Below are 12695 nucleotides of genomic sequence, written 5' to 3'. Positions count from 1 at the left end.
ATTGGCGTCCCCACGGGGATTCGAACCCCGGTTACCGCCGTGAAAGGGCGATGTCCTAGGCCTCTAGACGATGGGGACTGCGGGAAGTTTTTCTTGCGAGGCTAGCTTGCTTGTTCGCGTGGTGGAGGTAAGCGGGATCGAACCGCTGACCTTCGCAATGCCATTGCGACGCTCTCCCAGCTGAGCTATACCCCCACGAAAGCAGGCGATTATAGCGACCCCACCGGGTTGTGCAAAGCGCAGATCGGCGTGAGGGAGCCCTGGCCCCGGCGTTGCAGGGAGAAGCGGTCGGACGAACCCGCGTCCCTTGCTCAATTCCCCGGAGACTCGCCATGTACCTCGCTCGGTTTTCGTATTCGGTTCTTCCCGTCAACCGTGATCGCGCGATCGCTATGATCGAGCGCGAAGTCAAGGCGGCCGGGGACAACAAGCTGACCGCGCGGCTGCTAGTACCCCTGACCCGCGGGCGCGAAGGCGCTGCGCTGCAGTTCGAAGTCGAGGTACCCAGCCTGGACCGGTTCGAGAATTTCCGCGAAAACGGCCTGGGCTCGCAGGACGCGACCGGTAATTGGATGCACGAGTTCAGCGAGGTTCTGACGTGCCCGCCGGAAGTCGAGCTGCTGCGAATCGCCTGATACGCCCGTTTGCCTGCGTATGCCTCGGAAAAGTCAGCTGTCGCTCGTGTTGGTGAAGGACTTCCGGGCTGCCTCTTCCAGCCGCTGACGGCCGGGACCACTGTGGTGACAAGCGTTCGGCCGCCGCTAACTTCGTTCGGCCGCCGCCGGCTTCGATCGTCACATGACCAAGCTCGCCGACTTCACCACGCGTACCCGTTTGATCGACGATTGGGTCTCCGTCGGAACTGCTTCCTGGTGCAGTAGCCGCCTTCACCCTTCCGCCGCGATTCCCGGTACGATTCATACGCAGCGCGGAAGGCGCGAGCGGCATCCGACAACGCACGGCTTGGCGAGGAGACAGCAATGGAACAATCTGGCCAGATTCGTTACTCGGTGGTCGAGGAATGGGAGCAGTTGCCGAAGGGCTACGTCCACCGGGACGTCGCCGGCGTCGCGGTCGACGGCGAGGATCGCGTCTACCTGATCTGCCGGGGCGACCACCCGGTCATCGTCTACGACCAGAAGGGCAACTTCCTGCGCTCCTGGGGCGAAGGCGATTTCACCTATCGCACCCACGGCATCACCGTCGCGCCCAACGGCACCATCTTCTGCACCGATGACGGCAATCACACGGTGCGCCAGTTCACGCCGGAAGGAAAACTTCTCATGACGATGGGCACGCTGAACGTGCCCTCCGATACGGGCTACGACGGCAAGGACACCATGACGATCAAGCGCGGCGCGGGGCCGTTCAATCGTCCGACCAACATCGCCATCGGCCCGAAGGGCGATCTCTACGTCTCGGACGGCTACGGCAATTCGCGAGTGCATCAGTTTTCCCCGAGCGGACAGCTGAAGCGCTCCTGGGGCGAGCCCGGACGCGGCCCCGGCCAATTCCACCTGCCGCATGGCATTGCCGTGTCGGCCGATGGGCGAGTGTTCGTGTGCGACCGGGAAAGCGACCGGATCCAGATCTTCAGCCCCGACGGCGAATTTCTGAGCGAGTGGAGCGACACCCAGCGCCCGACTCACCTCGTGTTCGACGCGCAAGGCCGCGCCTATGTCACGGAACTGTGGTGGCACGAGGGCGACACGTCGCAAACGCTGGGGCCGATCAAGAAGGCGCTGCACGCGCGACTGAGCGTCTTCGATCCCGAGGGCAAGGTGCTCGCACGCTGGGGGACTCCGGAGGCAACGGCACCCGGCAGCTTCGCCGCGCCGCACGGCCTGGCGATCGATTCGAAGCGCGACGTTTACGTGAGCGAAGTGACGTGGACTTTCGCCGTGAGCCGCGGGCGCGCGCCGGCGGATTGTCATACGTTCCAGAAGTTCTCGCTCGCCTCGTAGGCATCGGAGACGAACATGGCAGAAGTCGAGAGCGGCGGATCGGCCGGGCCTTCGCTGGCCGACATCAAGAAGGAGGTCATGCGCAGGGCCAACGCGCGCATCAGCCCGTTCGAGGCCATCAAGGCCGAAGACACTCGGCAAGTGGTCGAGGCGCTCACGAGCCTCGACCACGATCACTGGGCCGAGCTGTGGAGCCGGCTCGGCCAGCGCTACGAGGCGCGCGGCGATGAATTGGCGGCCGCCAAGGGCGACGCCAAGGAGATCGAGGAAGCGTACTACCTCGCCTTCGATTACTTTCGCATCGGCCGCTATCCGGTCGCAACCAGCCCGGGCAAGCAACGCGCATACCGCGATTCGCTGCGCGTGTTTCACAAGGCAGCCAAGTACTTCGATCCTCCGCTCGAAGTGGTGCAGATCGCCTTCGAGGACAAGAAGCTCACCGGCTACCTGCAGATTCCCAAGGGCGTCCAACGCCCGCCCATCGTGCTGCAATGGGGCGGGGTCGATGGCTGGAAGGAAGACCGCCAGGCGGCAACCCGGGCGCTGAACGCCCGCGGGGTGGCCACGATGTCGATCGACTTGCCGGGCACCGGCGAAAATCCGGTGCGCTACATTGACCCGCGGGCCGAGGCGACATTCGTGGCCTGGATCAACCACCTGGTCGGCCGCGCGGACATCGACGGCAGCCGCATCGGCGTATGGGGCGGAAGCTTCGGCGGCTACTGGGCAGCGCGCATGGCCTATGTCGAAGCCAAGCGGCTCAAGGGCGCGGTGTTCCAGGGCGGCAGCGTGCACTATGGACTGCAACGCGAGTGGCTCATTCCCGCACTCACCAAGACCGCGTCCACCTATCTCTTCGGCCCGGCGAGCCTGCTGGAAGCGCGCAGCACCGCCATGGGCGTGAAGACGCTGGAAGAGGTGCTGGAAGCCGCGCCGAAGCTCTCGCTCGTGGCGCTCGGGCTCATCGACCAGCCCTCGTGCACGATCCTCGGCATCAACGGCAAGCTCGATGATCAGGCGCCGGTGCAGGACATCTACCTGCTGATGGAGCACGGCACGCCGAAGGAGGCGCGCATCTTCCCCAAGGGCGGTCACATGGGGCGCACGCCGGGCGTGGATGCGTCCGTCATTACGACCGTCATCACCGATTGGCTCAAGGTGCGGCTCGGGGGTTGAGCACGCAACTTGCCCTCACCCCCCTCTCCCGGGGGGATAGGGGGGCTTGATGGCCACCGAGTCGGAAGAGGGATACTCAGTAGAGCTCGGGAAAGCGCGTCAGCCAGCACCACGTCGTCATCACGACGATGGACACGGTGAGCGCCGACACGCCGGTGGCGAACAGGCAAGCGGTCAACAATTCCGGCGCGGCTTGGCTGGCGAGCCCGAACCCGATGGCGAAGAACAGCGCCGTCAGGAACGCCCACTTGGCCGCGAAACCAGGCAGGTATACGCGCATTTGCCGGTTGTACCGATAGTTCAACTGGCGCTCCAGGCGCTTGCCGCGCGTAACGTCGCGAAAGTACGCGAACGGCCAAATGTACCGGTAGAGCAGCATCAGAAACGGTTCGGCGGCGGGCTCGGTGACTGAAAAGCTGTCAAGGCTCATCGCATGCTCCGTAAGCGCATCCACACAGTATTACGAACGGGCTTCGCAAATCTGGAACCTGAGGTCAGGGTCCGCCAATGTCTTCCTCGTCATTTCCGCGCAGTCGGGAGCAATGCTCCACCTCTCTGGATTTCCGTTGACGCGAGAACGACCCGATCCGAGCATCAGCGCATTGACGCACAAGCACCAGGAACAATCCGCTACGATCACTCCGGAAACAGCGCGAGCTGTGCATCGATTCGGTGCAGCGCCTCGTCGCGGCCCAGCAGTTCCAGAACGGCGTCGATGGACGGGCTCTGCGGCCCGCCGGTGACCATCACCCGAAGCGGCATGGCAAGCCGCGGCAGCTTGAGTTTGTGCTCGGCCACCACCGCCTTGAGCTGCGCGTTGATGTCCTGACGAGTCCATGGCGCCGTTTGCAGGCGCGCGCGCAGGTTCGTCAGAGGCTCGCGCACGTCCGCCGTATAGTATTGGGCGCGCAAGCTCTCGGCGGCGGACAGCGGCTTGTAGAAATACGCGGCCGCATCGGCCAGCTCTTCCAGGGTGCTCACCCGCTCCTTGATGAGCGTGACGACTCGAACGAGATCCGGACCTCGCGCCGGATCGCAGTCGATGCGCTGCAGGAAGGGGCGCGCCAGCTCGGCCAGGCGGGTATCGTCGGCCACCTTCAGATATTGCTGATTGAGCCAGGCGAGCTTCTCCGGATTGAAGCGCGCGGGCGACTTGCTGATGTGCGCGAGGTCGAACCACTCGACCATCTGCTGCATCGAAAACACTTCCTCGTCCCCATGCGACCAGCCCAGGCGCGCAAGATAGTTGAGCATCGCCTCGGGGAGGTAGCCGTCGTCACGGTATTGGGTGACGCTTACCGCGCCGTGGCGCTTGGACAGTCGCTCGCCGTCCGCGCCAAGGATCATGGGCACGTGCGCGAACGCGGGCAGCTCCGCGCCAAGCGCGCGAAAGATGTTGATCTGGCGCGGCGTGTTGTTCACGTGATCGTCGCCGCGGATGACATGGGTGATGTTCATGTCGATGTCGTCGACGACGACGCCGAAATTGTAAGTGGGCACGCCGTCCGCACGCAGGATCACGAGATCGTCGAGCTCCGCGTTATCGACCACGATGCGTCCCTTCACCAGGTCATCGAATGTGACCTCGCCTGCGCGCGGCGTCTTGAAGCGGATTACCGGCTTGACGCCCGCGGGCGGGGTTTCGGTCGAATCGCGCCAGCGCCGGTCGTAACGCGGCTTCTCGCCGCGCGCGCGCTGCGCATCGCGCATCGCATCGAGCTCTTCCTTGCTGCTGTAGCAGTAGTACGCTTGGCGCTCGTGCAGCAACCGTTGCGCCACCTCGCGATAGCGATCGAGCCGCTGCATCTGGTAGTGCGGACCTTCGTCCCAGTCGATGCCGAGCCATTGCATGCTTTCCAGGATCGCCTGGCGGGAGAGCTCGGTCGAGCGTTCGAGGTCGGTGTCCTCGATGCGCAGGATGAACGTGCCGCCGTGACGGCGCGCGTACGCCCAACAGAAAAGCGCGGTGCGCGCGCCGCCGATGTGCAGATAGCCGGTGGGACTGGGAGCGAAGCGAGTGCGAACCATGATGGGGAAACGGGGACAAATCGGTATTGTAGTCAAACTCTACGCTCGCTCGCGTCGTTTCACCGATTGAGCCGATGCGCGGCAACGCGGAGCAAGGCACGGCGGAAACGCTGGCGCTCATCCATCGCTTCAACCCGACAACGACGCGCTTCCATGCAACGCCAGAGGTTGCGCGGCAATGGCGGACTACGCTCGAACGTCCTGGCTACGCGACCGCTACCCCAAGTTCACGAATCCATCGCGCAGGCCATCGAAGGCGCGCGCATCGAACGCCGCTCGCTCGCGAATGCCGACCGAGCGCGACGGCTCGAGCGCATCGAGCGCACCGCTCCAGGAAAACGCGACGGGGCGATATGATTGCATCGCCGGGGCGCCGAGATCGTCGACCTGCGTCTCTTCGAGATGCGCATCGAGGCGCGCGTGCATCCATCGCCAATAAGCGGCCATGGCTGCCGAGCCATCGGCTTCAGGGAGGGACTCCGCCGGCGTCTCCTCGGACGGCGACGTCTCGACCTCGATGATCTCCGCGCCGGTTTCAGTTGGTGCAGCCAAGGGCCGGCCGGGACTGACGAAGCCTGCGGCTGCCAGGCTTTCGATTGTCGCTGCCGTGATTCCGAGTGCTGAAGGCGACGGCGACGGCGTCGGCCCAGCGGCGCTGGGCGAACCGAGCGCCGTCTCGGCAGGCTCCCCCGACGCAGTTGCCGCAGACCTAAACCTGGCGGACACCGCGGTCGTGCTCGCCGGTTCGATCATGGGCATCGGCTCTGCCGCAGGGAACATGAGCGCCGCCGATGCGGTTGATGCAAGTGTCGTAGCGTCGGAGATCGCCTCCGCCGGTGGCAACGCAATGACGGAAGGCGCGGATGGACTTGCAGTCTCGGCCGATGCGGCGCCGGACGGCGCAGTGACCGGAGTCGTTACCGGTTCGACCGCCGGTCCCGACACCACGGGTTCCGAGACCACGGGCGGCTCGGAAACGACCGGCGGTTCCGGAATCACGGGCGGCTCGGAGATCACAGGCGGTTCCGAGGCCACGGGCGGCTCGGACGCCAGGGGCGGATCCGAAGCCGTGGGCGGTTCCGGGGACGGCTCCGAAGGCGGATCTACCGGTGGTTCGTCCGGCGGTTCAGAAGCCGGCAGCGATTCTCCCGCCAGCGCCGCGAGTGCCGAAGCATCCCAGGCGGTGCCGCCGGTGAACCGCACGTTCTCGACCCGCATCGCATCGGCCGTAAACCAGTCGCGCACGGTGATGCGCCCGCCATCGTCCGCGATCTCGAGCACCATATCGCCGCCTGCCCGGCGCACGCTCACCTCGTCGGGCGAGATATCGCCCGCGAATTCGAGCGTATCCGCTTCGCCCGCGATACCGTCCTCTTCGATCACATCGCTGCCGCTGCCGCGCGCGAACTGGTAGCGGTCACGTCCTGGACCGCCGCGGATGACATCGTTACCCGGGCCGGCATCCACCCAATCGTCGCCGGCGCCTGCTGCGATCGTGTCGGCTCCGTCCGCCGCGTCGATGATGTCGTTACCCCCGGCGCTTGCAACGACATCGTTGCCGCTGCCGGCGCGCACGAGGTCGTACGCCGACGTGCCGGAGAGATGATCGTTGAAGGGCGTTCCCGCGACATCGATGCCCCGGGACAACAGCGCGTCGTAGGCGAGCGACGTGCCATTGGCGAATTCGAAGTGCTCGACGAGCGCGCGCTCGGCTGCCGAGCGGTCGAAGCCGAGAAACTCGATTCGCCCCGCTCCAGTGTCCAGAAGGAGGCGTTCCTGCTCGAGCGTCAAACGAACGGCGTCGGGGCTTACCGCCTCGCCGAAAGCGATCGTATCGGTCCCGCCGCTGTCCGTTTCGAGGATGCCCAGCCCACCCTCCTCCGGTCGCAGATAACGATCGTTGCCTGCGCCTCCGGCGAGCCATCCGCCCGGCAGCACCCGTTCCACGTTCAGGACGTCGTCATGACTCGTGCCGATCACGTAGGCAAGGCCGCCCGCGATGAAAAAGACATCCTGCAGCGAGACCGGCTCGTTCTCCCCGAAGATCAGCTGCTCCACGGGCAGCGAATCGACGAAGCTCTGCGCTGCGTGTTCCTCGATCTCCACCTGGGGCCAGAGCAGCTCGATGGCATCGCCGTTCGTTCCGATTTCGAGGATGTACGCGACCTCCTCGGCCTGCACGGTTCCGGGCACGAGGCCGCCCGCTGAATCTTCGACCAGCCAGCTGTACGGGCGCAGCGGCTTGCCGAGATCCAGGCCGAAGCGAATGTCCTCGGGCGCGATGCCCTCGCCGAAACGGATCGTGTCGTTGCCGCCTGCCACGGCTCCGAGCGAGATGTTGAAGGTTTCCCCGAAAGCACCGGGCAGCGGCTCGTTGGTGACGAACGTCGTCCCGTCGAGATCGAAGGCGCGGTGTCCCGAGGGGGTGAAATAGCCGCGGAAAAGCAGGTACTCGTCGTTGCCCTCGTACTCGAGGACGACATCGCGCCCGTCGCCCACGTTGAAGACGTAGGTGTCGTCGTTGGCGCCGCCGGCAAGAAAATCGTTGCCTTCCGCACCGACCAGCCAATCCTCGCCGGCGTCCGCGCTCAGCGTATCGTCTCCGGCGAAGCCATAAAGCGCGTCCTGGAAGTACGTCCCCGACAAGATATCGGCGTCTTCGCCGCCCTCGACGCGCACGCCACCTACCCGGCGCAGGAAGCTCGCATAGTCCAGGACCTCGCCGTTTGCAAAATGGAATTCGTCGATGCGTTGCGTATGCGCCTCGCCGAAGACGAGCTGACCCGATGCGCCGGCGAGCCGCAAGGCGATCGAGGTCCCGCCCACGCCGTCGGGGGAAGCGACGAACTCGATCTCGCCTGGCTCGATGCCCGCCCCAAACTCGACCGTATCGAAGCCGCCGGTATCGAGAATCCGGTCGTTGCCGTCCCCGCGTGCGTAGATATAGCGGTCGTCTCCGGCGAGACCGGCGAGCAGATCGTCTCCGGCGCCACCGATGACGATGTCGCCGAACTCATCGCCCGTGAGCGTATCGGCGGCTGGAGTTCCAAGCAAGGTACGATCGGCGAGCTCGCGCGCAACGATCGCATCGGCATCGAGCGTGCCTTCATCGTGCACGATGGCGTCGATGCCTGGATCGGCTTCTCCCGCTGCATACCAATCGCGCACGAACAGGCGGCCGGTTCCGCCGCGTTCGGTGACGACGAGATCGTTGCCGGCGCGGCGCAGACGCACGGATTCCAGCGATGCGCCTTGCGGCAGCATGACGACGTCGAAGCCCTCGCCCGTCGACTCGATCACGCTGTCAACGCCTTCGCCCGGCGAGAACTCGTAGCGATCGTCGCCGGCGCCGCCTTCGAGCCGATCGTGGCCCGATCCGCCGAGCAGCCGATCGGCGCCTTCGCCACCGAGCAAGCTGTCGTCCCCATCCAAGCCGTACAGCTCGTCGTCTCCCGCGCCGCCGTGAAGCGTGTCGGCTGCCGCCGAACCCACCAACACATCGTCGCCGTTCAGCGCGAACAGATTCGTGTGAATCTCGTCGGCGAACAGGATCTCGGATGCGCCGCTGCCCGCCGTGGCGCGCGCAAGCGACTGGGTGAGTTGCAGCAGCTCCGCGCCGCTCACTGTGTCGGTATCGCCGATCTCGATCTGCAGCTGGTTCGCATCCACGAGCGCCTCGATCGTGATGGCGTCGGTGGGCGAGTACTGGATTTGTAGCGGCGCAATGCCGGCGGACGAGCTCAGGTCCCGATTGGCTCGCAGCGCCGAGAGCTCGATGCCTTCGATGAAAGAAATGTTCGTGATGCCGGCGCCCGCGATCAGCCGGTCGACGCCGTCGCCCAGCGCGAATTCATAGACGTTGTTGCCGCTGCCGCCGTCGAGCAGGTCCGATCCGGGACCGCCCGCGAGCGTATCGTTGCCCGCCTCGCCGAACAGCGTATCGTTGCCGCTGCCTCCGAGAAGGCGATCGTCGCCTGCCTGACCGCGCAGCACGTCGTCGCCGGGGCCGCCATCGAGCAGATCGGCTTGCCCCAGGAACGCGGCGTCCGGATCGTCGCCGTGCAGGCGATCGGCGCCTTCCCCGCCGAACAGTTCGTCGCCGCCGCCGAGACCGTACAGAACATCGTCGCCGGCACCGCCATCGAGCACATCGGCCCCGTTGAATTCCGCCGGCACGTCGAAGGCATCGCCGATCAGCGTGTCGGCCCCGCTGCCGCCGAAGAGCCGGTCTGCGCCCCCTGCGCCGATCAGCAGATCGTCGCCTTCATCGCCGTACAGCGAATCGACACCGTGCAACTGTGCCTCGATGTCGCTATCACCGATAAGAGTGTCATTGCCCGCACCGCCAAGGAGGAGATCGTTGCCGCCCTGGCCGTAGATCGAATCATCGCCCGTGCCGCCATCGGCCACGTCGTTGCCGTGCAGCGCGTCCGGCAAGCCCGCGAAATCGGCGTAGATCGTATCGGCGCCTTCGCCGCCGAAGAGAATATCCGCGCCGCCTTCGCCGGTGAGCTCGTCCGCCCCGGCGCCGCCATCGATGATGTCGTCGCCATACGCAGAAACGTAGTGTGGATAAGTGATGATCTTGTTGCCGATCACCTCGAACGGTACCGGCCCGTATCCGTGCAACTCTCCGGTGATGCGATCGGCGCCGTCGCCGCCGAACAGTACGTCCGCGCCGGCGCCACCTACGAGCAGATCGTCGCCCGGATCGCCGTAGAGCAGATCATCCCCGCCCCCGCCGTACATGCGATCGTTGCCGCCGCCTCCGTAGAGTATGTCGGCCGCATCGGCGATCTGATCGCGAAAGAGGTTCGTGAAAATTCCGGTGCCGCCGGTGACGAAGCCGGGCGCGTAGAACTCGGTGAAGTAGCTCTCGACCGCATCGGGACGATAATCCCAGCGCAGGTGGTTCCCGTTCAAAATGGGCGCCTCGTCGGCATCGCCGTCGATCAGGTCGTTGCCCGGGCCACCGACCAGCGTATCGGCGCCGCCACCCCCGGCCACGATGTCGGCAGCGGATGAGGCGATCGCGACATCGTCGCCCGGACCGGCGGTCAGCCAGAAACCCCAGCCGATCGACGGCGCGGCGTTTCCCAGCAGCAACGCGGCTTCCAGTGCGATCGGCGCCTCGGCGAACAGGCGATCGTGCCCGTACTCGCCCATCAGGATAGCGCCGCCTACGTTGGGTCCGACGATGACGGTATCGAGCACGACACCATCGAGCACCGTCGGCGGCGGGGGCGATGCAACGCCTTCGATGCGGAAGCCGAGATCGCCGTCGCGCAGGTCCGTACCGAGGTCGATCTCGCCGTCGACGAAGCTGAGCACCCAGGTCGTACCGTGCGTGAGCAGCAGGTTCCTATCGGGCGAGCGCCAGATTTCGATCGGCGCCGAATCGTCGCGCTTGAACAGGCGCGGCACGAGCAGTTGGGTGTCGAACCGCAGCACGATGCGCCCACGCATCTGGCCCGAGGCTTCGCGCGTCTCGACGATGCGGTCGAAACCATCGCCCAAGGTCCAGAAGTAGCTGTCGTAGCCCGATCCACCGGCCAACATGTCGTTGCCGGAGCCGCCGGTGAGATCGTCGTCACCGCCAGCCCCCTCGAGATAATCGGCGCCTGCAGCGCCGAACAGCTTGTCGTTGCCGCCTTCGCCGTAAAGCCGATCGGCGCCCGCCTTGCCGGTCAAGGAGTCGGCGCCGCCTTCGACCGTGGAAGGATTCGCGGCCGGGTCGCCAGCGGCGCCGAACATGATCTTGCGCGCCTGGCCGGATGCGGCCAGGCTCTCCACCAGCTTGACGAGGATCGAACGCGTTGTCTTGCTCATCGGCAAATCGGGCGCGAACAGGCCGGGCGCATGTGCGTTGGCAATCGACAAGGCGAAGTCGCCGGCCGCCGTCGAATACGCGATCGATTCGTTGCCGAGCTCGTAAGCATGATCGGCCATACCGAGTCTGAGCTTCAGGGCCAGATAATCGGCACGGTCCTGCAGCCACTCGCTCGTGATCGAACCGGTTCCCGTGGCCGGGTCGTGCAGCGCAAGCGTGGTATCCCGGTTCAAGCTGTCGTAAAGCCCCGCGCCGAGGACGAAGAAGGGATTGAGCTCCTTCAATGCGTAGCGAATGGCCTTGCCGGTGTCGGACGCCTCGGCAGCCGCGGTGGCGATGTTCGCGCTGCTCCATCCGGCGAGACTCACGATCTGAAGGTTGTCGGCCAGGCCGCGGGCCGCAACTTCGGTTTCGATGGCCTGGATGCGCGCATGGAACGGATCGCGATACGCCAGCAATCCGAAGGACGAAACGCCGTCGGCGGAGGCGAGATCGGTCGACCAGTCGTTATCGCCCACGCTCGAGCGGCCGAACAGGACGCGCCCGAAGGCATCGACCACGCGCTCGAGCGTATCGTGCTCGGCCAGCGCCGCGGGCGGATACAAGTTGTACGTCTGCTTGCGCAGATTCGAGCTGGCGCGAAACACTTGCTCCGCCGTCTCCTGGGAAAGCGAGGGCTGCGCCTTTTGCAGCATCCGGATGACGGCCAGCGAATCGACGATCAGGGTGATGGAGTGGGTATTGCCGAAATCGCCCAATCCGCGGTCGGAAAAAGGAAGTCCAGCGAGGATCGGCTGATCCTCGATGTAGACGGACTGCAGCTGCGAATCGGGGGCGGCGCGAATGCCGGAGTCGGCCACGATGTTCCAGTCGCTCGCTTTCGCCATGTCCCCGAACGTGGCGTTCGAAGGTGCGCCGGCGGCCGCCAGCCCGGACACTTGGTGGATTTTCACGTCCGCCGGAATCAATCCGCTTTCCTGCAGCGAGGGGAAGGTGGCTCCCAGCCCGCGGCGCACGGTCTGTACGTAGGTGCCTTCGAGAGCTTCGGAGGCGAACATCGAGACGAGAAAGTGCTGCGCCGAGCTCGCGATCATCGGCACGCCATCGGTACCGTTTGGAATGCCCTTTCGACCCTGCTCCCTGGCGACGGTGATGAGCGATTCCACGACGGCAATCATGCCGTCAGCGCCACTACTGACGTGCGGCTGGAATGCCTCGGGCACGAAGGCAAGCCCGTGGAATAGCCCATATCGGTTGAACTCAGGAACCAGCAACCGAACTCTCGCTCCTAACCCATCCAGGAGGGACACGCGCGACGCCCAGTCGCGCGCTTTGACAATCGCCGCCTCCAGGTTCTCCGGGCGCACGTAAGTCTCGTACATCGCCAGCACATCTCGATATGTACTAGCCGAGAAGCCATCGCGAATCCGCCCAATTCCCGAGGAATTAAAGAGGTACAGCGACGAGATGGCCTCCCCGTAGAAGGTCGAGAACACGGACGCAATATGGCCGCCGAGCGAGTAGCCCGACACGTTGATCTTCGTGCCAGCATTGATCGCCGTGGTGAACGCCGCGATATCCGCGGCGCGCAGGAAAGTCGTGTCGTGGGCGGTTGGTGCATCCGGAGTTGCACCCGATGCGCGCGTGCCGTCGAGGAGCGACTGCCAGTATTTCTCCATGCTCGACACTTGCGCGAA

The 12695-nt window shown here is 65.2% G+C and carries 6 protein-coding genes and 2 tRNA genes; 3 read left to right on the top strand and 5 right to left on the bottom strand.

The window, feature by feature from the left end:
* Positions 1 to 2 precede the first annotated feature (2 nt).
* Both GEV05_27700 and GEV05_27695 read right to left on the bottom strand, forming a co-directional pair.
* Positions 3 to 78, bottom strand: a tRNA-Glu gene (locus tag GEV05_27700).
* Between the two features lie 41 nt (positions 79 to 119).
* Positions 120 to 195 (bottom strand) — tRNA-Ala (locus GEV05_27695).
* Positions 196 to 332: 137 nt separating this feature from the next.
* Between GEV05_27695 and GEV05_27690 the strand changes: the two genes are divergently transcribed.
* The 3 genes from GEV05_27690 (at position 333) to GEV05_27680 (ending at position 3140) form a co-directional block, all read left to right on the top strand.
* Positions 333 to 635 (top strand): hypothetical protein, encoded by a 303-nt coding sequence (locus tag GEV05_27690; GenBank protein ID MPZ47079.1) that lies wholly within the window; start codon positions 333 to 335, stop codon positions 633 to 635.
* 345 nt (positions 636 to 980) lie between these two features.
* Positions 981 to 1964 carry a hypothetical protein gene (locus GEV05_27685; GenBank protein ID MPZ47078.1) on the top strand — a complete coding sequence of 328 codons (984 nt, stop codon included), beginning with the start codon at positions 981 to 983 and terminating at the stop codon, positions 1962 to 1964.
* Between the two features lie 15 nt (positions 1965 to 1979).
* On the top strand, positions 1980 to 3140 hold the full coding sequence (locus tag GEV05_27680) for an alpha/beta hydrolase (GenBank protein MPZ47077.1): 1161 nt from the start codon (positions 1980 to 1982) through the stop codon (positions 3138 to 3140).
* A 76-nt stretch (positions 3141 to 3216) separates the two neighbouring features.
* On the opposite strand, the gene GEV05_27675 is transcribed toward GEV05_27680, so the two are convergent.
* The 3 genes from GEV05_27675 to GEV05_27665 all read right to left on the bottom strand — a co-directional run.
* Positions 3217 to 3570 carry a hypothetical protein gene (locus tag GEV05_27675; protein MPZ47076.1) on the bottom strand — a complete coding sequence of 118 codons (354 nt, stop codon included), beginning with the start codon at positions 3568 to 3570 and terminating at the stop codon, positions 3217 to 3219.
* A 206-nt stretch (positions 3571 to 3776) separates the two neighbouring features.
* Positions 3777 to 5168, bottom strand: coding sequence for a glutamate--tRNA ligase (gene gltX, locus GEV05_27670; protein MPZ47075.1), 1392 nt, complete (start codon positions 5166 to 5168; stop codon positions 3777 to 3779).
* Between the two features lie 216 nt (positions 5169 to 5384).
* The coding region (locus tag GEV05_27665) for a hypothetical protein (GenBank protein ID MPZ47074.1) at positions 5385 to 12695 on the bottom strand (7311 nt) is incomplete at its 5' end.

This window comes from Betaproteobacteria bacterium, assembly GCA_009377585.1.
Taxonomy (GTDB): domain Bacteria; phylum Pseudomonadota; class Gammaproteobacteria; order Burkholderiales; family WYBJ01; genus WYBJ01.
This window is presented reverse-complemented; position numbering and strand designations above follow the sequence as displayed.